17 protein-coding genes, 1 tRNA gene and 1 pseudogene are annotated in these 22,566 nt (G+C 69.6%); 11 read left to right on the plus strand and 8 right to left on the minus strand.

What is annotated here, in order from left to right; all coding sequences use genetic code 11:
• Positions 1-3: 3 nt before the first annotated feature.
• Positions 4-360 carry a hypothetical protein gene (locus M6G65_RS32940; RefSeq protein ID WP_250103398.1) on the minus strand — a complete coding sequence of 119 codons (357 nt, stop codon included), beginning with the start codon at positions 358-360 and terminating at the stop codon, positions 4-6.
• 111 nt (positions 361-471) lie between these two features.
• Between M6G65_RS32940 and M6G65_RS32945 the strand changes: the two genes are divergently transcribed.
• The 5 genes from M6G65_RS32945 (at position 472) to M6G65_RS32965 (ending at position 6,888) form a co-directional block, all read left to right on the plus strand.
• Entirely contained in the window at positions 472-1,188 is a 717-nt protein-coding gene (locus M6G65_RS32945) for a DUF1194 domain-containing protein (protein WP_238194419.1), read from the plus strand.
• A 32-nt stretch (positions 1,189-1,220) separates the two neighbouring features.
• Complete coding sequence (locus tag M6G65_RS32950) at positions 1,221-2,726, plus strand: M81 family metallopeptidase (RefSeq protein ID WP_238194420.1); 1,506 nt, start codon at positions 1,221-1,223, stop codon at positions 2,724-2,726.
• A 112-nt stretch (positions 2,727-2,838) separates the two neighbouring features.
• A complete protein-coding gene (locus M6G65_RS32955) occupies positions 2,839-3,909 on the plus strand; it encodes a malate/lactate/ureidoglycolate dehydrogenase (RefSeq protein ID WP_238194421.1) in 1,071 nt (356 codons plus the stop codon).
• Positions 3,910-4,018: 109 nt separating this feature from the next.
• Positions 4,019-5,329 carry an MFS transporter gene (locus M6G65_RS32960; RefSeq protein WP_238194422.1) on the plus strand — a complete coding sequence of 437 codons (1,311 nt, stop codon included), beginning with the start codon at positions 4,019-4,021 and terminating at the stop codon, positions 5,327-5,329.
• Between the two features lie 35 nt (positions 5,330-5,364).
• Entirely contained in the window at positions 5,365-6,888 is a 1,524-nt protein-coding gene (locus M6G65_RS32965) for a UxaA family hydrolase (protein ID WP_250103399.1), read from the plus strand.
• A gap of 212 nt (positions 6,889-7,100) precedes the next feature.
• Here M6G65_RS32965 and M6G65_RS32970 read toward each other — a convergent pair whose 3' ends face one another.
• Positions 7,101-8,147 carry a saccharopine dehydrogenase family protein gene (locus M6G65_RS32970; RefSeq protein WP_250103400.1) on the minus strand — a complete coding sequence of 349 codons (1,047 nt, stop codon included), beginning with the start codon at positions 8,145-8,147 and terminating at the stop codon, positions 7,101-7,103.
• A 204-nt stretch (positions 8,148-8,351) separates the two neighbouring features.
• On the opposite strand from M6G65_RS32970, the pseudogene putA reads away from it, so the two are divergent.
• A pseudogene (gene putA, locus M6G65_RS32975) lies at positions 8,352-12,026 on the plus strand (trifunctional transcriptional regulator/proline dehydrogenase/L-glutamate gamma-semialdehyde dehydrogenase).
• Positions 12,027-12,041: 15 nt separating this feature from the next.
• Here the strand turns inward: putA and M6G65_RS32980 are convergent.
• The 3 genes from M6G65_RS32980 to M6G65_RS32990 form a co-directional block, all read right to left on the minus strand.
• The gene (locus M6G65_RS32980; protein WP_238194426.1) at positions 12,042-13,634 is read right to left on the minus strand and encodes an ABC transporter substrate-binding protein; all 1,593 of its coding nucleotides are present in this window, start codon (positions 13,632-13,634) and stop codon (positions 12,042-12,044) included.
• A 188-nt stretch (positions 13,635-13,822) separates the two neighbouring features.
• Entirely contained in the window at positions 13,823-14,116 is a 294-nt protein-coding gene (locus tag M6G65_RS32985) for a DUF2218 domain-containing protein (RefSeq protein WP_192706816.1), read from the minus strand.
• 256 nt (positions 14,117-14,372) lie between these two features.
• Complete coding sequence (locus tag M6G65_RS32990) at positions 14,373-15,833, minus strand: FAD-binding oxidoreductase (RefSeq protein ID WP_238194427.1); 1,461 nt, start codon at positions 15,831-15,833, stop codon at positions 14,373-14,375.
• Between the two features lie 137 nt (positions 15,834-15,970).
• On the opposite strand from M6G65_RS32990, the gene M6G65_RS32995 reads away from it, so the two are divergent.
• The 3 genes from M6G65_RS32995 to M6G65_RS33005 all read left to right on the plus strand — a co-directional run bounded on the left by M6G65_RS32995 (position 15,971) and on the right by M6G65_RS33005 (position 17,319).
• Complete coding sequence (locus tag M6G65_RS32995; protein ID WP_238194428.1) at positions 15,971-16,666, plus strand: fumarylacetoacetate hydrolase family protein; 696 nt, start codon at positions 15,971-15,973, stop codon at positions 16,664-16,666.
• Positions 16,667-16,672: 6 nt separating this feature from the next.
• The gene (locus M6G65_RS33000; protein WP_238194429.1) at positions 16,673-17,137 is read left to right on the plus strand and encodes an NUDIX domain-containing protein; all 465 of its coding nucleotides are present in this window, start codon (positions 16,673-16,675) and stop codon (positions 17,135-17,137) included.
• A 107-nt stretch (positions 17,138-17,244) separates the two neighbouring features.
• Positions 17,245-17,319, plus strand: a tRNA-Gly gene (locus M6G65_RS33005).
• A 171-nt stretch (positions 17,320-17,490) separates the two neighbouring features.
• Here M6G65_RS33005 and M6G65_RS33010 read toward each other — a convergent pair.
• From M6G65_RS33010 to M6G65_RS33020, 3 genes are all read right to left on the minus strand, one after another.
• Positions 17,491-19,161 carry a putative bifunctional diguanylate cyclase/phosphodiesterase gene (locus tag M6G65_RS33010; RefSeq protein ID WP_238194430.1) on the minus strand — a complete coding sequence of 557 codons (1,671 nt, stop codon included), beginning with the start codon at positions 19,159-19,161 and terminating at the stop codon, positions 17,491-17,493.
• A gap of 2 nt (positions 19,162-19,163) precedes the next feature.
• The gene (locus M6G65_RS33015) at positions 19,164-20,945 is read right to left on the minus strand and encodes an ATP-binding protein (protein WP_250103401.1); all 1,782 of its coding nucleotides are present in this window, start codon (positions 20,943-20,945) and stop codon (positions 19,164-19,166) included.
• A gap of 659 nt (positions 20,946-21,604) precedes the next feature.
• Positions 21,605-21,805, minus strand: coding sequence for a hypothetical protein (locus M6G65_RS33020; RefSeq protein ID WP_250103402.1), 201 nt, complete (start codon positions 21,803-21,805; stop codon positions 21,605-21,607).
• A 186-nt stretch (positions 21,806-21,991) separates the two neighbouring features.
• On the opposite strand from M6G65_RS33020, the gene M6G65_RS33025 reads away from it, so the two are divergent.
• A complete protein-coding gene (locus M6G65_RS33025; RefSeq protein ID WP_250103403.1) occupies positions 21,992-22,234 on the plus strand; it encodes a hypothetical protein in 243 nt (80 codons plus the stop codon).
• 29 nt (positions 22,235-22,263) lie between these two features.
• Positions 22,264-22,479: a hypothetical protein gene (locus tag M6G65_RS33030; RefSeq protein ID WP_192706824.1), complete on the plus strand. Its 216-nt coding sequence runs from the start codon at positions 22,264-22,266 to the stop codon at positions 22,477-22,479.
• Positions 22,480-22,566: the final 87 nt, after the last annotated feature.

Raw genomic sequence — 22,566 nt, forward strand, 5'->3', positions numbered from 1 at the left:
GGTTCATTTCAGCGTGACGGGATCGATCTGTCGGCGGCCCTGCTGCCTGCGCCGGGCCCTGGACTCGCGGGCCAGTTCCGCCAGCCGCGCATCCAGGCGCTCGGACAGGCGGCCGACGAGCCCGATCGTCGCGTCGAGCGCGCGGCTGACCAGCGCGACCGTACCGGTGACGCCTCCGACGACGAGGGTCTCGATAACGCGTCCGATCCGATGAACAATCCGCATGTGGCACACCTCGCTGGAGACGGTGCCGACCGCACCGCTCAGCGGGCGAGGTAGCGCGCCGGGGTCCGGTCGGGATGAGGCGGAAAGCGGCGCAGCCCCGAGCGCGACGCGCGGAACTTTCCCCGTTTGTGGCACAGCGGCCTGCCGTCCCGCCGCGGTCCGGGCCGAACCAGAGGAGCGGCAGGCTCGTTGCATGGAGGTGGCCGTCCGCCGTCCCGTGTGGGCGCCCCTCACCGAGTGTCGGCCATGCGGCGACGCCATCTTCTGTCCGGGATGCTCGCCGCTGTGTCGCTGGCGGGCCGCCGCGCCGGCGCCGCCGAGCAGTCGGTCGACGTCTTGCTGGTCCTCGCCGTCGATGTGTCGCTGAGCATCAGCGAGGACAGGTTCGAACTCGAACGGCGCGGCTATGCCGAGGCGTTCAGCGATCCGCGCGTCCTGCGCGCCATCGGAGAGGGGCCGAACGGCCGCATCGGGGTCGCGCTGTTCGACTGGGCGGGACCCGGGGAGCAGCAGATCGCGGTGGACTGGATGGTGATCGCCTCCGCGCGGGATGCGGACGTTTTCGCGGCCAAGCTCGCCGCGGCGCCGCGACCGTTCTACGGCCGGACGGCGATCGGCTCGGCGCTCCGCTTCGCCTCCACGCTTCTGGCGCAGGCGCCGTATCGGACCGACCGCAGGGTGATCGACATCTCCGGCGACGGCACCGGCAATGCGGGCCCGTCCGTCACGGAGGCCCGGGACGCGGCCGTAGCGGCCGGCAGCACCGTCAACGGCATCGTCATCCTCACCGATCCGGAAGGCATGCCCGGCTTCCTGAAGGAACACACCAACCCGGCCGGCGGTCTGGCCGCCTATTACCGCTCCGTCGTGATCGGGGGCGAAGGGGCCTTCGTGATGAGCGCCGAGAGCTTCGAGGCGTTCGGGCGCGCCCTCATCGCCAAGCTGGTGCGTGAGATCTCCTGACCCGCCGCCGAACTGCCGAGGATCTCTCCCCGATGCGCATTGCCGTGCTCCAATTCACGCACGAGACCGTGACCTTCCTGCCGAACGACACGGCTCGGGAAGACTTCATCTATCCAGGCTCGCCCGCCTCCGGAGAGGCGCTGCTCGCGACCGATCCGAAGGGCTACATGGGCGGCTTCGTGCGGGTGGCGCGCGAGCACCCGGGCGTCGAACTCGTCGGGATCACCTCGCCGCTCTGGCCGCGCACCGGCACTGCCTCGGGCTGGATCACCGCCGACGCCTACGCGTACTTCCTCGGAAACATAGTCGCGGAGCTGCACGCGCAGGGTCCCTTCGATGGCGTCTATCTGGCGCTGCACGGCGCGATGGCGGTCCGCGGGGTGCCCCGTCCGGAGGCCGACATCGCCCGGCAGGTCCGCGACGCGGTCGGGAAGCGGGCCGTGATCGCCGGGACCTTCGACCTGCACGGCAACGAGGATGACGCGTTCCTCGCCCACGCCGACATGGCGTTCGCGGTGAAGTACTTCCCCCACTACGACGGCCACCTCCAGGGCGAGCGCGCTGCCCGCATGCTTGTCCGGGCCGTGCGCGGCGACTACCGGCCGGCCCACCGCGTGATCAAGGTCCCGATCCTCTCGCCCACCGTGGTGCAGTGGACCGGCGCCGCGCCGTGGTCCGACCTCGTCCAGCGGGCCTTGGTCTGGGAGGCGCGCGAGCCCGACGTCTACGTCAATGTCTTCTTCGGCTTCCCCTGGGGCGACGCCGTGGACGGCGGCATGACCGTGCAGGCGATGACCAACGGCGATCCCGACCTCGCCGACAGAGTGGCCCGGGACGTTGCCGCCTTCGCGTGGCGCCACCGGCAAAGTCTGCTGGACGCGGCGCGGATTCACCCCATCGCGGACGGCGTGCGGCTTGCCCGTGAGGCCGTCGCCGCGGGGGAGGGGCCCGTCGTGCTGGCAGACCACAGCGACCGCTCCGGTCAGGCCACGTGGCTGCTGCGCGAGATCGTGGCGGGGGGCCTGACCCGGACCCTCGTCGCCACGGTCGCGTCGGCCGAAACCGTCGCGGACGCCTTCGCTCGCGGTCTCGGGCCGGGCGACGAATTCGACGCGGACGTGGGCGGCGGCGCCGACCCGTCCGCCGGAACTCCGGTGCGGATCACCGGAACCGTGCTGCAGGTAATCGCCGCGCCGGCGCCGGGCGTCGCCGGGAGCGGCGGCGGGGGTGGCCACTGGATCTGTATCGGCTTCGGATCCGGCAACGTTCTGGTGCTCAGCCCGCAACTCGCCCAGATCGTCGAGCCCGCCGAGCTCTGGAGCCTCGGCCTCGACCCGGCCGCGTTCGACGTGGTGGCGATCAAGTCACGGGTCCATTTCCGGCGCGGCTTCGACGACAGCGGCTACGCCCGGACGATCCTGCTGGTCGAGCCGCCGGAGCCGTTCCTCGGCACGGTCCGGCTCGACCATCTGCTCTACAGCCAGATGCGGGCGGCCGACTTCTTCCCCTACGGCGATCCGCCGGAACCGGGGCCGTGACCGGGACGACATCCACCGCCGTGCCGTCACCCCGGGTGCTCGCGCAGCACGTGTGAGGGCGCTAGGTTCATCCCGCACGCGCCCGACGAGGCGCGGCCAGGGAGGACACGGAATGCGGATTTCGGCCGACAGGCTGTCTGCTTATGTGCGAGACATCTTCGTGCGCGAGGGCTGCGCGGAGGCGGAGGCCGAGCGGATCGGCCGCTTCCTCGTGGCCGCCAACCTCACCGGCCATGACTCCCATGGTGTCGTCCGCGTCACCCGCTACGTGGAATGGCTGCGGTCGGGCGAGGTCGAGGCCGGCCGAACGCCCGAGATCATCACCGACGCCCCGTCCTTCGCGCTCCTCGATGCGCAATACGGCTTCGGGCAGACGGCGGGGCCGTTCGCCACCGATCTCGGCATCGCCAAGGCCAAGGAGACGGGCGTTGCCATCGTCGCGCTCCGCCATGCCGGCCATCTCGGGCGCATTGGCGAGTGGGCGGAGCGCGCCGCTGCGGCCGGTCTGATCTCGATCCATTTCGTCAACGTGGCGGGGAGCCTGCTGGTCGCACCCTTCGGCTCGGTGGAACGCCGGTTCTCCACGGCGCCGTTCTCCGCTGGCTTCCCGGTTCCGGGCGCGGATCCGATCATCCTCGACTTCGCCACCTCGGCCGTGGCGGAGGGCAAGGTGCTGGTCGCGTCCCGAGGCGGCAAGCCGCTGCCGGAGGGCGCACTGATCGAGCCGGACGGAAGCCTCAGCGCTGATCCGGCCACACTGTTCGGACCGCTCGAGGGCGTCGAGCGCGACAACCAGCGCGGCGCGGGGGCGATCCGGGCTTTCGGCGAGCACAAGGGTTCGGGTCTCGCCCTCATCTGCGAGCTGCTCGCCGGGGCGTTCACCGGGTCCGGCGCCGCCGGGCCGGGCAAGCGGCGGATCTGCAATGGCATGCTGTCGATCTACGTGATGCCCGAGGCCTTCGGGACCGAGAACGCGCTCGCCGCCGAGGCGCGGACCTATCTCGACTTCTTCAAGAGCGCCAAGCCGATGCCCGGCGCCGAGGTGCTGCTGCCCGGCGAGCCGGAGCGGCGGATGCGGGCCGAGCGTCTCGCCGACGGCGTGCCCCTGCCCGAGCCCGTTTGGGAGACCCTGCTCGCCGCCGGACGTCCGCACGGGCTGGACGGCAACGCCTATCGCGACTGAACCGGAGCCGCGCGCCCCGGACTCGACGAGATACGCCTGCGGAAGACCCTCGGATAACGGGGCGCCGCACTGCCCGGGGACGCCATCCCCGCGACGCGGGAGGAACAGGATGTCCAGACTGCGCTGGCTGATGATCGGCCTCTGCATGGCCGCCAACGCCATCAACTACATCGACCGCGCCAACCTCGCAGTGGCCGCGCCGACCATGTCGAAGGAGCTGGGCCTCAGCGCCACCGATATGGGCCTGATCCTGTCGGGCTTCTTCTGGACCTATGCGGTGATGCAGCTGCCCTTCGGCTACGTCGCCGACCGGGTCGGGGCGCGGCTGTCTCTGATGGTCGCGGTGGTCTGGTGGTCGGCCTGCACGGCGCTGACCGCCGCCGGCCGCGGATTCTTGTCCCTGCTCGGACTGCGCATGCTGCTGGGCGTCGGCGAGGCCGGGGCCTACCCGTCCTTCGCCAAGGTCGCGGCCTCGTGGTTCCCGCGCTCGGAGCGGAGCTTCGCCAGCAGCATTTTCGACAGCGGCTCCCGGGTCGGGTCGGCGCTCGCGATCCCCCTGGTCTCGTGGGTGATCGCGACGCTCGGCTGGCGCGAATCCTTCATCATCACCGGCCTGCTCGGCTTCGTCTGGGCGGTGTTCTGGATGTGGCTCTACCGCGAGCCCGAGAACCATCCGGCGGTGACGCCCGAGGAACTCGCAGCGCTGCGAGCCGCGCAGGAGCGGCCGAAAGCGGTCGACGCCGCCGAGGCCCAGAACCAAGTGCCGTGGCTGTCCCTGTTCCGCTACCGCACGGTCTGGGGCATGATGGCCGGGTTCTTCTGCCTGAACTTCGTGATCTACTTCTTCATCACGTGGTTCCCGACCTACCTGGTCAAGGCGCGGGGCTTCTCGCTGGCGGAGCTCGGCACGCTGGGCAGCCTCCCGGCGCTCGCCTCGATCCCGGCCGGCTGGCTCGGCGGCTTTGCGTCGGACGCCCTCTACCGCAGGGGCTGGAGCCTCACGGCGGCGCGCAAGACCTGCCTCGTCGGCGGCATGCTGATGTCGTCGGTGATCACCCTGTCGATCATCGCGCCCAACATCTACGTGGCGCTGCTCTGCTTCGCCGTGGCCTATGGCAGCCTCGCCTTCACGGCCGCGTCGATCTGGGCTCTGCCCGGGGATGTAGCACCGACACCCGCCCATGTCGCGTCGATCGGCGGCATCCAGAATTTCGCCTCGAACGTCGCCGGGATCGTGACGACCACCTTCACGGGGTTCATGCTGACCGTCACCCAGGGTTCGTTCGCGATCCCGCTGATGGTGGCCGGCGGCTTCTGCCTGCTGGGCGCCTTCATCTACCTCTTTGTCGTCGGCGAGATCGCGCCGCTGCCGGTTCGGGACGCCCGCGCCCCGGCCTTCCGGACCGAAGCGGCCCGATGAGCGAAGCCGCAACGACGGATTGTCAGGAGAGACCGATGTCCGCCTATCCCGTCATCACCCTCCGACCCGACGACGGCGTCGTCGTTGCCCGCGGTGCCATCGAGCCGGGTACGCCGGTTGCGGATGGCGTCACGGCCGCCGAGCGGATCCCGGCCGGCCACAAGGTCGCGGTGCGTCCGCACCGGAGCGGGGAGGCGGTGACCAAGTACGGCCAGATCATCGGCTTCGCCAAGGACGACATCGCGGCCGGCCGGCACGTCCACGTCCACAATCTCGGGATGGGCGAGTTCGCCCGCGACTACGCGTTCGGCGTCGATGCCGTGCCGACGCGGCTCGTCACCCCGCCAGCCACCTTCCAGGGCATCCGCCGCCGCGACGGCCGTGTGGCGACGCGCAACTATGTCGGCATCCTGACCTCGGTGAATTGCAGCGCCCACGTCGCCGACCTGATCGCCGACGCATTCCGGCGCCACCCGATCCTCGGGCTCGATCCGCTGGCCGCTTATCCGAACGTCGACGGCGTCGTGGCGCTGACCCACAAGACCGGCTGCGGCATGGCCATGGGCGAGCCGCTCCGGCTCCTGCGCCGGACGCTCGCGGGCTACGCGCGGCACGTCAACTTCTCGCACATCGTGATGATCGGGCTCGGCTGCGAGGTGAACCAGATTGGCGCCTTCCTGGAGGAGCAGGGCCTCGGCGACCGGATCCGCAGCATGAACATCCAGAGCCTCGGCGGGACGCGGAAGACCGTCGAGGCCGGCATCGACTTCGTGAAGGGCATCCTGGCCGAGGCGAACGTGGTCCATCGGGAGCCGGTGCCGGCGAGCGAGCTGATCGTCGCCCTGCAATGCGGCGGCTCCGACGGCTATTCGGGCGTCTCGGCGAACCCGGCGCTCGGCATCGCCAGCGACCTCGTGGTGCAGAATGGCGGCACGGTCATCCTGTCGGAGACCACCGAGACCTACGGGGCGGAGCACCTCTTCACCCGCCGCGCGGTGAGCCCGGAGGTCGGCCAGAAGCTCGCCGACCTGATGCGCTGGTGGGAGGAATACACCCGCAAGGAGGGCTCCGAGATCGACGCGAATCCGTCGCCCGGCAACAAGGCGGGCGGCCTGACCACGATCCTGGAGAAGTCGCTCGGCGCCATGGCGAAGGCCGGAAGCACCAACCTGGTCGAGGTGCTGCGCTACGCCGATCCGGTCACCGCCAAGGGCTTCGTGTTCATGGACACGCCCGGCTACGACCCGGTCTCGGCGACCGGGCAGGTGGCGGGCGGGGCAAATCTTGTCTGCTTCACCACCGGCCGTGGCAGCGTGTTCGGCTGCAAGCCGGCGCCGTCGATCAAGATCGCTACGAACTCGGCCATGTACCGACGGCTCGAGGAGGACATGGACGTCAATTGCGGCACGATCCTCGACGGAGAAGAAACCGTGGAGCAGGCCGGACAGCGGATCTTCGAGCTGATCCTGAAGGTCGCCGGCGGCGAGCGCACGAAGAGCGAGCAGTTCGACTTTGGATCGTCGGAGTTCGCGCCCTGGCAGATCGGCGCGACGGTGTGATACGCTGGGTATCGTTTGCATTCTCCAGGATACCTTGAAACCTTCGTCCCGGAGGTATTCTGGTTCACCTCCGATCATCCGCCTCGTCATTCCGGGACACCGTAGGCGGACCCGGAATACAGAACCGCGTTCGGTGCCAATCCCTGACACCTCGGTGTGTCTGGATCCCGAACTCCGCTCCGCGGCCCCGGGATGACGACGGAAGATGATCGTCAGAGATCCGTCCGGACCACGTTCGGAAAGCCCAGGATGAAGTCCGGGCCGAAAGCGGTGACCGGCGTGTGGAAGCCCGCCGCCACCGCGCCGGCGGCGAGACGCCGGGCGACCTCCAGTGCCGTCCAAGCCGTCAGGGTGTAGCCCTCGGGCGTCTCCATGCGGCTCGCCGTCCGGTGGCCGGCTGCATTCCAGGCCTCCGCCAAGAAGGTGCTGCGGGCCGAAGCCCGCGCCGAGGCCGATGGCCCTGCCGGCAGCCGGTCGATGCCGCGGTTGATCAGACGCTGCGCGGTGCGTCCGGCGATGATCTTCCGAAGGCCGGCCGGCAGCCCGGCCGCCGCCGCCATGGCCGGGAACGCCTCGAAGAACACGTCGATGTTCGGGACGCCCGTGGAATACCATGCGCTCGACACGTCGCCCCAGCCGAGCCCGACGGTGCGCCGCGGGCCGCGGCCGAAATCGGCGCTGCTGCGGGGCGGGCTCGGCAATTCCACGATGCGGCCGTCCCGGCGCACCCGCGTCCCCCAGGCGATGCCCTCGGCCATGGTGCGGGCGGTGCCGCGGCTGAACCCGCCGAAGCCGCCGATCGAGATCCGGAGCTGCGTCGCGCCCGGCAGGCGGCGCGCCACATGGGCCGCAAGGCAATCGCTCGGGACCACGTCGAAGCCGGCAGCCGGAAGCAGGACGATCCCAGCCGCCTTCGCGTCAGCGTCCCGCGCCGCGAGGGCTTCCAGAACCTCGATCTCGCCGGTGATATCGAGGTAATGCGCGCCCGCAGCGAGGCAGGCTTCCGCCATGGGCCGCGCCGTCCTGGAGAACGGACCGGCCGCGTGGATCACCGTCGCGACCCCCGCCAGAATGGCGCGCAGGCGCGGGGGATCGCCGAGGCGCGCGGCTCGCGTTTCGAGTCCCAGGCGCGCGGCCAAGGGCTGCAGCTTGTCCGGATCGCGACCCGCCAGGATCGGGCGCAGACCTTCGGCGACCGCATGCTCGGCCAGGAGCTGCCCGGTATAGCCATTGGCGCCGTAGATCAGGATCGCGGTCATGTCGGGTTTCTGCCACCGCTGTCGCCGGTGTCAAAACGCGCGGCCCGCGTGAGCGCTGTCCGTGCTGGGCGATGCCCCGGACGCCGCCCCGTGATCGGACGACGCATCCACGATCGTTGAGAGGCGCTTAAACCGCGGCGGCAGACGGCGTAGCCTGCACCCGGGCCGGCGAGAGAATTGCCAGCCGCTCCCGGGGGATGATCCATGCACGCATCCCATGCGATCGGCGATATTGCCGGGCCGTTCGGCGCCTTCGCGGCGGCGCTGCCTAAATTGTCGCCGCTCCGGGCGGCCGTCGTCGCGGCCTGCCGCCGGCCCGAGCCGGATTGCGTGGCGCCGCTCCTCGATCAGGCGCGCCTGTCGCCCGATGCCGCCCGGCGCGTGGCCGAACAGGCCCGGCACTTGGTCGAGACCCTGCGTCGTCAGACCCGGCGTGGCGGGGTCGAGGGCCTGATCCACGAATACGCGCTGTCGAGCCAGGAGGGCGTGGCGCTGATGTGCCTCGCCGAGGCGCTCCTGCGCATCCCCGACGCGGCGACCCGCGATGCGCTGATCCGCGACAAGATCGCGGGCGGCGACTGGCGCGCCCATCTCGGTCACAGCCCGTCGCTCTTCGTCAACGCGGCGACCTGGGGCTTGCTGGTCACCGGCCGCCTGGCTGCCACGCGCGACGAGGCCGGCCTCTCCGCCGCGCTGACCCGGCTGATCGCCCGCGGCGGCGAGCCGGTCATCCGCACGGGGGTCGATCTCGCCATGCGGATGATGGGCGAGCAGTTCGTGACCGGGCGGACCATCGCGGAAGCCCTGCGCAACGCCGCCCGCATGGAAGCGAAGGGCTTCACCTACTCGTACGACATGCTCGGCGAAGCCGCGCTCACCGCCGCCGATGCGGAGCGCTACACCCGTTCTTACGAGGGGGCGATCCGGGCCATCGGCGACGCGTCTGCCGGGCGGGGCGTGCTCCGCGGGCCGGGGATCTCGATCAAGCTGTCGGCACTCCACCCCCGCTACGTGCGGGCGCAGCGCGGCCGCGTGCTCTCGGAGCTGGTCCCCCGGGTGCGGGCGCTCGCCGTTCTGGCGAAGGGCTACGACATCGGCCTCAACATCGACGCCGAGGAGGCCGACCGCCTCGATCTGTCCCTGGACATCCTCGAGGCCCTCGCGCTGGATCCGGCGCTTGCCGGCTGGGACGGGCTTGGCTTCGTCGTCCAGGCCTACGGCAAGCGATGCCCGTTCGTCATCGACGTGCTGATCGACCTGCCCGGCGCAGCCGGCGCCGTCTGATGGTGCGCCTCGTGAAGGGCGCCTACTGGGACAGCGAGATCAAGCGCGCGCAGGTGGATGGGCTGACCGACTTCCCGGTCTTCACCCGTAAGGTCCACACCGACCTGTCGTATCTCGCCTGCGCACGCAGGCTTCTCGCCGCGCCCGACGCCGTCTTCCCGCAATTCGCGACCCACAACGCGCAGACCCTGGCCAGCATCGTCGAGATGGGGGGCCCGGCGTTCCAGATCGGGCAGTACGAATTCCAATGCCTGCACGGGATGGGCGAGCCGCTTTACGAAGCCGTCGTCGCAGGAACCGACCTGCGGCGGCCCTGCCGGATCTACGCACCGGTCGGCACACACGAGACGCTGCTCGCCTACCTGGTCCGGCGGCTTCTGGAGAACGGCGCCAACACGTCGTTCGTGAACCGGGTCGCCGACGAGTCCGTGCCGATCGCGACGTTGATCGCCGATCCGGTCGCGACGGTCGAGGCCATGCCGAGGCCCGGCGCCCCGCACGAGCACATCCCGCGCCCGGGCGCGCTCTACGGCCCGGCCCGGGCCAACGCGGCGGGCCTCGATCTCGCCGACGAGGCCGCGCTGGCCGAGGTTGTCCGAGGCCCTGGCGGCGAGCGGCCGGATGCCGTGGCGCGCGGTCCCGACCGGTGCGGATCCGGCCTCGGCGGACAGACCGGTGCGCAATCCCGCCGATCATCGGGACTTGGTCGGATGCTGGCGTCCGGCCGCACCGCCGGAGATCGATTCGGCGCTGGCCTGTGCCGAGCTTGCGGCCGAAGCCTGGGGCTCGACTCCGCCTGCCAGCCGGGTGGCGTGCCTGCGCCGCGCCGCCGACACGCTCGAGGCGCGAATGCCGTTGCTGATCGGGCTGATCGTGCGCGAGGCCGGGAAGTCCTATGCCAACGCCGTGGCGGAGATCCGCGAGGCCGTGGACTTCCTGCGCTACTATGCGGCCGAGGCACAGCGCACCTTCGACGGCGCGCAGGTTTCCCTCGGGCCGGTGACCTGCATCGCGCCCTGGAACTTCCCGCTGGCGATCTTCGTCGGGCAGGTCGCGGCCGCCCTGGTGGCGGGCAATCCGGTCCTCGCGAAGCCGGCCGAGGAGACGCCCCTGACCGCCGCCGAAGCGGTCAGGGTGCTGCATGAGGCTGGCGTCCCGGAAGACGCGCTGCAGCTTGTGCCCGGCGACGGCACCGTCGGTGCCGCCCTCGTCGGCGACAGGCGCGTCGAAGCGGTGATGTTCACGGGCTCGACGGCCGTGGCCAAGGGCATCCAGCGCATCCTCGCCGAGCGCCTGAGCCGCCACGGCGAGCCGGTGCCGCTGATCGCCGAGACGGGCGGCCAAAACGCGATGGTGGTCGATTCCTCGGCGCTGGCCGAGCAGGTGGTGGCGGACGTGATCGCATCCGCGTTCGATTCGGCGGGCCAGCGCTGCTCCGCGCTGCGGATCCTGTGCCTCCAGGAGGAGATCGCCGATCGCACGCTGCACATGCTTCGGGGCGCCTTGCGCGAGTTCGCGCTCGGGGACCCGCGCCAGCTCTCCGTCGATGTCGGCCCCGTCATCACCGCCGAGGCCGCGGACACGATCACCGCCCACGTGGCGGCGATGCGCGACCGCGGCTTTGCCGTTGAGCAGTTCGCGTTTCCGGCGCAAGCGGCGGACGGAACCTTCGTGCCGCCGACCCTGATCGAGATCAGCCGTGTCGCGGATGTCGAGCGCGAGGTCTTCGGGCCGGTGCTGCACGTCCTGCGCTATCGCCGCACGGATCTCGACCAGCTGATCGATGCGATCAACGCCAACGGCTACGGTCTCACCTTCGGCCTGCACAGCCGCATCGGCGAGACGATCGCGCATGTGCTGGACCGCGTCCGGGCCGGAAACCGTTACGTGAACCGCAACATCATCGGCGCGGTGGTGGGCGTGCAGCCCTTCGGCGGTTCCGGGCTTTCGGGGACGGGTCCGAAGGCGGGCGGCCCGCTCTATCTCGGCCGGCTGGTCCGGAGGTCGCCGGCCGCTTCATTGGACGGGCCCGGAACCGGCGATACGCTCCTGTGTCCCTATGTGGCGTGGCTGCGATCGAAGGGGCACGGTCGGCTGGCGGAGGCCCTGTCGTTGGCCCGGTACCCGGCGGCCGCGGAGATCGACCTCCCGGGACCGGTCGGCGAGCGGAACCTCTACGGTCTCCGAGCACGCGGGCGTGTCGCGGCCATCGCCGCGACGGAGCCGGGCCTCCTCCTCCAGGTCGGCGCGATCCTGGCGTGCGGGAACCGCGCCGTCGTCGTTGCACCGGAGCCGATCCGGGCCGCGCTTCACGGTCTGCCGGAGGCCTGCGCGGCACGCGTTGCCGACGCGTCTTCCCTCGCCACGGCTGGCGCCATCGAAGCCATCCTGTTCGAGGGCGATGCCGACGCCCTTCGGGGTCTGAATCGGACCGTCGCGGCGCGCGCCGGGGCGATTCTGCCGGTCCAGGCCCGAACCCCGGAGGCGCTGGCAGGGGGCGACCTCTACACCGCGATCGGGCTCGTCGACGAGGTCTCCACCGCAATCAACACGGCCGCGGCGGGGGGCAATGCCAGCCTGATGAGCGTCGGCTGATGGTCGCGCCGGTGGTCAGGCCGAACGGCGCAGGTTCCAGAACAGCGGCAAGCCGGTGAGCATGCCCTCAAGGTCTCGCCGGTAGGCGGTGGGCTGGAAGTACTGGCCGCACGGGATGTAGGCGCCGATCTCCAGCACGCGCGCCTGGATCCGGGCCGCCACCGCCTTCTGTGATGCGTGGTCGGGCGCAGCGAACCAGGCGCTGCGCAGCTCCTCCAACGCGGTGTCGGTCTGCCAGCTCGGAACGCCGGCTCGGCCGTTGCCGCGGATGACTAAGTGATAGGCCGGCGACAGATGGTCGAGGCCGCCGGAGAAGATCCCGAACATCGACCAGCCGCCCTGGTCGAGGGGCTTCGGGCTCAGGATGCGCTGGTTCACCGTGCCCCAGTCGGTCGCGACGAGATCGACGTTCATCCCGAGCTTGCGACAGAGATCGGCCATCACCTCGCAGATCGCGTTGATCCGCGGCACGTCCGTGCCGGCGAGCAGGACGACCCGCTCGCCCTTGTATCCCGCCTCCGCCAGCGCCCGCTTCGCCGCGGATAAATCGCGCGGGCCGGTGAGCGCCCCCAGGCCGGCTTCGGACGCCATCGGGCCACCGGGCGTGAACACGCCCGCCGGACCGCGCCGGATCGCGGCATCGCTGCCGGCGACCGCATCCATCATCTCGGCCTGGTCGACGGCCGACAGCAGGGCCCGGCAGATCGCCGGGTTGTCGAACGGCGGCAGCGTGTGGTTGAGCCGGATCTGTCCGATCAGCCCGGCCGTCTCCACGAGATCGACGCGCACCGCCGGCTGCCGCAGCAGGTCGGGCACAAGGTCGACCAGCGGCTGCTCCCACCAGTCGATCTCGCCGGAGCGCAGGGCGCCGGCCGCGGTGGCGCCGTCGGGAATCGTGCGCCACTCGACGCGATCGAAATGTGCGATCCGCGGCCCCGCCGTGAAGCTCGGTGTGCCGCCCTCGCGCGGGCGGTAGGATTCGAACCGCCGGTAGACGTTGAGCGAGCCGGGCACCCGCTCGTCCGGGACGTAGCGATACGGTCCGCTGCCGACGATCTCCGAGACAGCCTGGGTGGCCGGAATCGTGCTCAGCCGCTCCGGCATGATGGCGGGGAGGTAGGAGGTCGGCTTCGCAAGCGCGTCCGGCAGAAGCGGGAACGGCCGCTTCAGCCGGAATGTCACCACCGTGTCGGACGGTGCCGTCAGCGCGTCGACCGTCGCGAACAGCGCCCCGCCATAGGCGTCGCGCAACGCCCAGCGCTTGAGGCTCGCGACCACGTCGCGGGCGAGCACCGGCGTGCCGTCATGGAAGCGGAGGCCGTCGCGCAGGGTGAGCTGCCAGGTCAGGCCGTCATCCGACACCTGATGACCGGCGACCATCTGGGGCTGTGCGCGATACCCGGAATCCAGGCTGTAGAGGGTGTCGAACACCATCAGCGCGTGGGTGCGGGTGACGTAGTTGGTGGTGATGATCGGGTCGAGCAGCGCGAGATCGGCGTAGGGCACGAATTTCAGCGTGGTCGCGGAGGCTGCCCGGACCAGAGCCGGCCGGGCGAGCGTCCCGGCAACCAGGGCGCCGGCGCCTCGCAGCAGCGTGCGTCGCTTCATTGATGGGTCCCCGATGCGCCGGCTGAGGGGCGCGCGGCCCGGCGTTCGCAAATGCTACGCCAGCGGCTCGGCATCCCGGCGCCCGAGAACGGAAAAACCCGCCCGGCTGGCAGCCGGACGGGTTCGACCGCCCGGCATGGCACCGGGCGCAGGTAGATCAGCCGATCAGACCGGCCGCGTGAACGTCGTCAGGCGGCGCGGGACCAGCGGATATCGCCGAGGCTCTCGCGGAACGCGAAGCGGGCGAGGTGGTCGGAGACCACGTTCTCCAGCCGGGTGAGGTTGACCGGATCGGCGCTGTCGATGCGCATCACCAGAGCGTCCGGCTCGGCGTCGAACGTGCACACTCGGTCCTCGCCGAACGGCACGGTGCCATGCTCGGGGGTCGCCTCGACCTTGAACTTGTGGCTCCAGTGCCGGCAGAGCTGCTGCAGGTAGCGGCTCGCTTCCGTGGTCTGCACGCGGGCCTGTGAGGTGGGCATTCCGTCGGTCTCCAGAAGAATGGGAAGCTGTCTGTCGTTGACGGGTCGTCGAGCGATCTCGCACCTGCGAGATAGGTAGTGCCGTGAGCAAATGCCATGCCTGATGCTGACAGACATGTCCCCGCCGTCTGTGATAAAGGTCAGTCCGAAGCGTTAGCAGTCGCTTAACACCCCGCGCGTCCGCGGCGGAACGCGACGACGCGTGACTCTCCTGCACCCGTCTGCGCGCCGAATTATGGCGCGTCGCACAAATTTCTCAGACGGCAGGAGGGTCGCGTTCGGGCGCGGCGACGACCTTGCCTGGGTTGAGCAGGGTCTGCGGATCGAGGGCGGCCTTGAGCCGCCGCATCAGGTCGAGCCCGACCGGATCGCCATAATGCTCCAGCTCGTCGCGCTTGATCAGGCCAACGCCGTGCTCGGCCGCGATCGAGCCGCCCAGTTCGTGCACGATGTCGTGGACGATCCGGTTGAACCGGCCCCATTCGGCCAGGAAGTCGGCCGGCTTCATGTCGGCCGGCTGCGTCAGGTTGAAGTGGATGTTGCCGTCGCCGAAATGGCCGAAGCCGCAGGGTCTCAGGCCCGGCATCGCGGCGACGCAGGCGGCGCTTGCCCGGTCGAGGAACGCGGGCAGGCGCGACAGCGGCACCGAGATGTCGTGCTTGATCGAGGCGCCCTCACGGGTCTGGGCCTCCGGCACGCCCTCGCGCAGGCGCCACAGGGCGTCGTTCTGGGCGCCGCTCGCGCCGCTCGTGGCATCGGCGATCAGTCCGTCCTCGAGCGCTTGGCCCAGCGCCGCTTCCAGCTCGGCACGGGTGTCGGCATCCGGACGTGCCGAGGCCGCCTCGATCAGCGCGTAGGCGCCGTGGGCGCCGTCGAGCGGGCGTACGGCGCCGGGAACATGCCGCAGCACGATCTCCAGGGCGAAGGGCGGCAGGTATTCGAACGCCGTGAGGTCGCGGTCCATCCGGCCCCTCAGGAACACGAACAGATCCAAGGCGGCCTGTGCCGAATCCAGGCCGACGAAGGCGACGCTGGTCGAGCGCGGTTTCGGAAACAGCTTGAGGACCGCCGCCGTCACGATGCCCAGCGTGCCCTCGGAGCCGATGAACAGCTGCTTGAGATCGTAGCCGGCATTGTCCTTGCGCAGGGCCTTGAGCCCGTCCCAGACCCGCCCATCGGCCAGGACCACCTCCAGCCCGAGGACGAGGTCGCGGGCGTTGCCGTAGGCCAGGACCGCGATCCCGCCCGCATTGGTGCTGATGCCGCCGCCGATCCGCGCCGAGCCGCGGGACGCGTAGGAGAGCGGGAAAAGCATGCCGGCCGCATCTGCCGCATCCTGCACATCCTGCAGGATCATCCCGGCCTCGACTGTGATCGTGGCGTCCACCGGCTCGACCGCGCGCAGGCGCGTCATCCGCTCGAGGGAGAGCACCACGCCGCCCGAGGGCACGCCGCCGCCGGTGAGGCCGGTATTGCCGCCGAGCGGGACCACGGCGATGCCCGCCTGCGTGCAGGCGCGGACCGCGAAGGCGACTTCCTCGGTACTCGCCGGCCGCAGCACCGCCAGGGCCGAGCCGGTGAACAATCGCCGCGTCTCGACCAGATAGGGCGCCAGATCCTCCGGGTCGGTCAGGACATGCCGCGCGCCGAGCGCGTCACGCAGCGCCGTGAGCAGGGTGTCGTGGGAGGTGCCTGGGGAGACCGCGATCGGAGTCATCGGTAAAATTTTGTAGGCCAGGGCGCCGTCTTGGCAAGCGCCGCTATGGCGCGCGGCGATGCGCACCTTACAACGATTTCCTAGGTCTCGGGCGGCTCAGCGCCCGGCCATCCGGACGATCCACCGCAGAGGCAGTGATGCTCTCCGTCATCCAGAACCCGCCCCGCGTCGCGCTTCCCATCGTCGGCAGCAGCGATCTCTTCCCGGTCCGCCGCGTCTACTGCGTCGGGCGCAACTACGCGGCCCATGCCCGCGAGATGGGGGCCGATCCGGATCGCGAGCCGCCGTTCTTTTTCATGAAACCCGCCGACGCGCTGCAGATCGTCGGGTCCGAGCCCGCCAAGCACATCTATCCGCCGAAGACGCGCAACTACCATTTCGAGATCGAGATGGTGGCCGCGCTCGCAGGCGGTGGCAGCGACATCCCGGTCGAGAGCGCCCTCGATCACGTCTACGGCTACGCGGTCGGCCTCGACATGACCCGGCGCGATCTCCAGGACGAGGCCAAGAAGATGTCCCGGCCCTGGGATACCGGGAAGGCCGCGGACGGCTCGGGGCCGATCGGCGCGCTCCATCCGGTCTCGCTGATCGGGCATCCGGCGCGCGGCGCGATCACTCTCACGGTGGATGGCGAGACGCGCCAGAAGGGCGACCTCGCCGACATGATCTGGTCGGTGGCCGAGCAGGTCGCCTACCTGTCGGGGTACTTCGACCTGCAGCCGGGCGACCTGATCTTCACCGGGACTCCGTCCGGCGTCGGCCCCGTCGAGCGCGGTCAGCGCATGGTCGGTGCTGTCGAAGGCCTCGGGGACATCACCCTCGACGTCGTCTGACCCGGCATGCTCCTCGACCGGCGCCTGCTGCGGCACCTGTTCCATCTCGGGGCGCTCGCCTCCCGCGGCATGACCCTCGGCGTGCGCGGGATCGCCATCGACTCGCAAGGCCGCGTGGCGCTGGTGCGCCACACCTACGTCAGCGGCTGGCATCTGCCGGGCGGCGGCGTCGAGCGCGGTGAGACCGCGCTCGACGCCATGGTGCGCGAGTTCCGGGAGGAGGCGGAGATCGTCCCCGAAGGTCAGCCGCGCCTGCACGGGCTCTACCGGAACGTGGTGGCCGCGCCGCGCGATCACGTCGCCCTGTTCGTCCTGCCGGCCTTCACGATGCTGCGCCCCAAAGCGCCGGACCGGGAGATCGCGGCCTGCGATTTCTTCCCGGTCGACGCCCTGCCCGAGGGCACCACCCGCGGGACCCGGGCCCGCCTGCGGGAGATCCGCGACGGGCTTCCGCCGGACCCGAATTGGTGAATCGTCACGGTTCGCAAAAGAGGCGCTTGCGTCGCCCGGCGGAATGGTGTTTAGAGAGCGCCGCCGGGGGCCGCCGGCACGAAAGTCCGGGCGGCACGGTACAGTGAGCGGGTGTAGCTCAGGGGTAGAGCACAACCTTGCCAAGGTTGGGGTCGAGGGTTCGAATCCCTTCGCCCGCTCCAGTTTTCCCAACCAAACGAACGACTTCCAAGGCCGCAGCTCTGCGGCCTTTGTCGTTTCTGGCTGCTCGTGGCAGCCATCCCTTGGACGAGCCGCATGGACCAAGTGGGTTCGCCGGCCTGACGAGGGGCGCCAGTGCGGTGCCCCGGGCGTTCCAGTGTTACGGCGGCCGTCTAGGCCCGCCTCAGGAGGTTCGGAGACCGGAAATCCGAGTTCCGGTTGTGCGCAACGGTAGCCCGCGGCCCGGCCGCACGCTCTTCCGTCAGGCGGATCTGATCGATCAGCATCGGCTTGGCGTAGTAGAAGCCCTGCGCGCAGCGGATCTGGGTCGCCCCAAGCAGGTAGGCGACCTCCTCGAAGGTCTCGACACCTTCGGCCACCACCGACATGCCCAGCGCCAGCCCGAGTGACTCGATCGCCTTGAGGACGATCTGGCTGCGCGGCCGCTTGTCGATGTCGGTGATGAACGAACGGTCGATCTTCAATTCGTCCGCGGTGATCTCCGCGAGCGCCGCGAGCGACGAATAGCCGACGCCGAAATCGTCGATGGAGACCCGCGCGCCGATGGCGCGGATCCGCGGCAGGACATCGCGCTGGAAGCGGCCTTTCGTGAAGAAGGCCTCCTCGGTGAGTTCGAGCACGAAGCGCCGTGCCAGGCCGGTCTCGCCGAGGGCGTCGCAGAAGGCCGCCATGAACGGGACGTCGCAGGCCTGCTTGGCTGCGATGTTGAGGCTCACCGACACGTCGGGTCCGAAAACCTCGTCAATGTCGGGCATCGCCCGCACGGTCTCGGCCAGGACCTGAAGCGTGATCTCGTTGATCAGGCCGAGTTCGATGGCGAGCTCGATGAAGTCGCCGGGGGCCTGAATCATGCCCAGTTCGTCGCGCCAGCGCAGGAGCACCTCGACGCCGAGCACCGCGTGGGTGCGCATGTCGACCTTCGGCTGGAAGGCGCAGCAGAAGCAGCGGTCGCGGATCGCCAGCCTGAGCCGCTGCTCGACCGCCATGCGCGCGGTGGCGGCGTGGCTCATCGTCTCCTCGAAGACGCTGACGCCGCCCTTCACACCGCCCTTCACCCGGTACATGGCGTTGTCGGCTTGGCGTCGCAGCACCTCGTAGGTGGTGCCGTGCTCCGGAAACAGGCTCAGCCCGATGGACGCCGACGCGAAGATCTCGTGACCGTCGATGAAGAACGGCTGCTTCAGGCGTTCGGAGATGCCCTGCACCGTCGCCAGGGTGCTGCTCGGATCGGAGATCGGGTTGAGCAGCAGCACGAATTCGTCGCCGCCGATCCGCGCCAGCAAGTCGCTCGGACGCAACGCGCCGCGAATCCGGTCGGCAACCTTGCGCAGCAGCGCGTCGCCCGCGTCGTGGCTGTAATAGTCGTTGATGTGCTTGAAGTTATCGAGATCGATGAAGGCCAGGGCGAAGCGGTCCGCCGGTCCCACCTCCACCAGGAGTTCCTCGATACTCTGCTCGAACATCGTGCGGTTCGGCAGCCCCGTCAGGGCATCGATGAACGCCCGGGCGATCAGCTCGCGCTGGATCCGGTGATGCTGCGTCACGTCGGCGAGGGTGGTAAGCGTGAAGGCATCCCGCTCGCCGTGCAGCGGTAGAGCCCGCGCCTCGACCACGCGCTCGCCGATCTCCTCGATCACCGCGCCTTCGGGCTGATTGCAGGCCGCCTCCGGCAGGTCGTGAAGGGCTTTCGGACCGAGGGCGCGCGCGGCCGCGTTGGCCAGCACGCAGAGGCCGCGGGCGTCGTGGACCACCACGCCGACCGGAAGCGTCTGAAGCGCGGCTTCCAGCAAGCTCTGCCGGTCGCTGGGCAGGGATTGGCTCACGCTCAGCCCTGCTGCCAGAGCGTCTTGGCGGACCGCAAGCCGGCCTCCGCGGCCGCGTCGCTCCCATCGACGGGCCGCCGGAGCAGGCGGCGATGCACCTGATCGAGAGCCGCGCCGTGTCCGCCATCGCCGCCCGCCTCGCGGCCGAGCCGCGAGAGCGCTGACTGGTCCGCCTCGAGCCCGCTCACCTTGCTCATGGTCGCGCCGCGCCAGCGCTCCACGACGGCGCCCACGAAAGCCGCGCCGGCGATCGACGCGCCATCCTCGGGGGTACGCCCGCTCATATCGTTGCGCGGCTGCCGCTCGGGCGGGAGGGGATAGAAGGTCATCCGCGCCGGCATCGGCACGCCCTCGCCGAAAGCGATGACTTCGCCGGTGCCCAGAGAGGGGACGAAGGTGAGCAGATTGACCGCGTCCGAGACGGCCGCCGCCAGGAAGGCCTGGTCGCGGTCATTGGTCATCCGCATAGCGAACAGCGTGCTGCACTGGGACATGATTGTCGGATCGAGCTCGGCGGGGCGCTGCGTCACCAAGCCGAGATAGATGCCGTGCTTGCGGCCCTCACGGGCAATCCGCGACAGGGCGCGGCGCGTCGGGGTGAAACCGACCGAGCGGTCGGCCGAGGCGTAGCGGTGCGCCTCCTCGCACACGAACAGCAGCGGGATCGCGCCCTCGCTCCAGATCCCGAACTCGAAGGCGAGGCGGCAGAGGACGCAGACAACGGCGTCGACCACCTCCATCGGCAGGCCCGCCAGCTGCATGATCGTCATCGGGCGCCCGTCCGGATCGAGCCGGAACAGATGCGCCAGAATTTCGCCCATCATGTCGCCGCCGACATTGGCGTTCTCGAACATGAAGGCATAGCGCGGGTCGTTCCGCAGCGCCTCGATCCGGGTCATCAGGCGGTGGTAATGCATCCGCGAGACGCGGTTCTCCAGACGCCCCATCCGCTCGTCGATCAGCGCGATCAGGTCCTGCAGCATGTAGGGGACGGGCGTGTCGATCGTGTAGCCGGCGCCCTTGCCGATCGAGCGCTTGACGATCTGTCGATCGCTCGCCTCCTTGTACTGGGCGTACTTGCTCTTCGCGAGCGGGATTACTTCCGCGAGGATCTCAATCTCTTCGTCGATCGGTGAACGGCCGCCGTAGATCACGTCGGCGATCTCTTCCAGGTTGAACAGCCAGAATGGAAGCTTGAGGTTGCGCGGATTGATGACGCTGGCGCGATCGCCGAAGCAGGCGGCGTACTCGTTGTGGACGTCCAGAAGGAAGATGCGCACGCTCGGCCGCGCGCGCATCACCTGATCGAGGATGACCGCGACGCCGCTCGACTTGCCGACACCGGTCGTGCCCAGCACCGCGAAATGCTTCGTGAGCAGGTCCTCGACCTTGATGCAGGCCGGGATGTCCGGGTCCTGATACAGCGCGCCGACAGAAGCCGTGTCGGAGGCCGTAGCCTGGTAGACCACGCGCAGCTCCGCGGGGAGCAGATCGACCGAGTCGCCGATGGCAGGATAGGCGGTGACACCCCGGCGGAAGCGCTGCGCGCCCTCCTCGATCACGATCTCGCCGAGGAGGTCGAGACTGGCATAGGCGCCGGGCTGGCGCCCGTGGTCGCTGCCCGACGACAGGGTCGTGATGATGCCGATGAGCAGGGCGTTCCCGGCGTGGATCCGGACGAAATTGCCGACGGTCACACGCACGTCCGGACGGCCATGCTGGCCGGCGAGGGCGAGATGAACCTTGGATCCGTCGATGGAGGTGACGGAGCCGATTCGAGCCATGGGCGCCCCATCCCGGTCCATCCTGTCGGCGCTCAGCATCGCTCACTCCTCGGCCGCTTCTCGGAAGTTCGCCGAGACTGCACGAGCGGTATTAAAGATCCAACTAAGATAGAGTTCAGGCGGTGAAATGATTAATCATTGCCTACTCAGATCATCGAGTGATGTGGCTCAGGTCCTGGCCTGTATCAACAGTTGCATAGCGACGTGCGCAACCGTTGCGACACGCGCTGGCGCCACGTGCATGCGGTCACGATGCTTAAGAGGCTTGTTGGGTGGTCCGGATCCAAGAAGCGAGACCCGCGACTCGGGCGGCGGCCGGGTACGAATCGTAGGGGGAGCCCGTCTCCCACCGATGCTAAGGCAGCGTGCGTGCGCTCAACCCGAGGCCTGGTCCCGGATGCTGCTTCCTCCCGGCTCGCGACATGCAGGGAGGGACAATGCGCGCTGATCAGACGCCATATTGCCTCTCGCTGCGGACTCTCGGAATGACGCCGCAGCGGCGACCGCGAACACGTGCGTCCGTCTGACAGGATGAAGCGTTGCGCTTTGCCGCGCCGGAATTTCCGCGAAGCGGAGCACACTCCCGAGCGGGGAAGCGGGAGGTCACGTCTTTTTGCCCCGTCGCCGTCCACCAGGTCGCGTCGGAGTCAGGAGAGAGGCTAGCCGCCGCGTCCCTCGTCGAAATGCTCGCGCATCCAGCACTCACCGGAGATGCGCGCGCCGTTCGATGTCACGAATGCGTAGGGCGAGTGCTCGGCGACCGCGCCGCTGCGGGCGCGGATGATCCAGCGGTAACACCGTGGATCGTCCAGGCAGGGGACGATCTCGACGGAGTGGGTGCGGGCAGAATCGATCGACATGCCGGGTTAACGTCCAGGATCGGACTTCCGCTCCAATCGCCCTGTTCGGACGGTTACCGAGATGCGGCGCTGCACACATGGTATCGGGTTCAGCGTCCATCGCCGGAACCTTCGGCGGTCCCGTCCGGTTCGGGCGGGACGGGAGCGATCGGGTTCGACACCACCCCCGAGCGACAAGGACGCGGAATGCCGATCAAGGCCCTGAACGACCGGAAGAAGCTGTCAAACGACTTCAATGAGGCCAACGATGCCTTCATCGGCGAGGTCCTGAGCGCGCTCCAATCCGGCCAGATTCCCCTGGATCTCGCGCGCGCCTACCTCGCGCATCCCGTCGCCATGATGCACACCGATGGTGCCCAGGCGGTGGCCAATTATTTCGAGCGGATGCTGGCCCAGCGACCGAATATCGACTGGGCGCCGGGCGGCTGAGCGGGGACCGATCCGGTGGAGGAGTGCAGATGACGTCCGAGGAGATCGAGGATTTGAACCGGGCCCGCGCGGCGCTGGCGCGGCAGCGGAATGCCATCGCGCGGCGGCTGAGCGGCCTCGACGTGGCACCGATCTCGATGGCCGAGGATCTCACGCGGACGCTTCTGGCCATCGAGGCCGTGGACCGCGCCTTGGTCGATGCCGGACAGCCCCACGTCGACATCGGATACGCGCCGGACCCGTAGCGGTCTCGGCCCGGGCGGTGGCGCACGGCCCGACCTTGCGCCCCGCTCCCGCGCGGGCGTACAGGCTTGGGTGATCCGAGGAGACTC

The sequence above is a fragment of the Methylobacterium tardum genome (genome assembly GCF_023546765.1).
In the GTDB taxonomy this organism is placed as follows: domain Bacteria; phylum Pseudomonadota; class Alphaproteobacteria; order Rhizobiales; family Beijerinckiaceae; genus Methylobacterium; species Methylobacterium tardum.

Excerpts from the sequence above, each read along its gene's own strand:
- M6G65_RS32945 (WP_238194419.1), top strand. The coding sequence starts at position 472 with ATGCGGCGACGCCATCTTCTGTCCGGGATGCTCGCCGCTGTGTCGCTG.
- M6G65_RS32950 (WP_238194420.1), top strand. The coding sequence starts at position 1,221 with ATGCGCATTGCCGTGCTCCAATTCACGCACGAGACCGTGACCTTCCTG.
- M6G65_RS32955 (WP_238194421.1), top strand. The coding sequence starts at position 2,839 with ATGCGGATTTCGGCCGACAGGCTGTCTGCTTATGTGCGAGACATCTTC.
- M6G65_RS32960 (WP_238194422.1), top strand. The coding sequence starts at position 4,019 with ATGTCCAGACTGCGCTGGCTGATGATCGGCCTCTGCATGGCCGCCAAC.
- M6G65_RS32965 (WP_250103399.1), top strand. The coding sequence starts at position 5,365 with ATGTCCGCCTATCCCGTCATCACCCTCCGACCCGACGACGGCGTCGTC.
- M6G65_RS32970 (WP_250103400.1), bottom strand. The coding sequence starts at position 8,147 with ATGACCGCGATCCTGATCTACGGCGCCAATGGCTATACCGGGCAGCTC.
- M6G65_RS32980 (WP_238194426.1), bottom strand. The coding sequence starts at position 13,634 with ATGAAGCGACGCACGCTGCTGCGAGGCGCCGGCGCCCTGGTTGCCGGG.
- M6G65_RS32985 (WP_192706816.1), bottom strand. The coding sequence starts at position 14,116 with ATGCCCACCTCACAGGCCCGCGTGCAGACCACGGAAGCGAGCCGCTAC.
- M6G65_RS32990 (WP_238194427.1), bottom strand. The coding sequence starts at position 15,833 with ATGACTCCGATCGCGGTCTCCCCAGGCACCTCCCACGACACCCTGCTC.
- M6G65_RS32995 (WP_238194428.1), top strand. The coding sequence starts at position 15,971 with ATGCTCTCCGTCATCCAGAACCCGCCCCGCGTCGCGCTTCCCATCGTC.
- M6G65_RS33000 (WP_238194429.1), top strand. The coding sequence starts at position 16,673 with ATGCTCCTCGACCGGCGCCTGCTGCGGCACCTGTTCCATCTCGGGGCG.
- M6G65_RS33015 (WP_250103401.1), bottom strand. The coding sequence starts at position 20,945 with ATGGCTCGAATCGGCTCCGTCACCTCCATCGACGGATCCAAGGTTCAT.
- M6G65_RS33020 (WP_250103402.1), bottom strand. The coding sequence starts at position 21,805 with ATGTCGATCGATTCTGCCCGCACCCACTCCGTCGAGATCGTCCCCTGC.
- M6G65_RS33025 (WP_250103403.1), top strand. The coding sequence starts at position 21,992 with ATGCCGATCAAGGCCCTGAACGACCGGAAGAAGCTGTCAAACGACTTC.
- M6G65_RS33030 (WP_192706824.1), top strand. The coding sequence starts at position 22,264 with ATGACGTCCGAGGAGATCGAGGATTTGAACCGGGCCCGCGCGGCGCTG.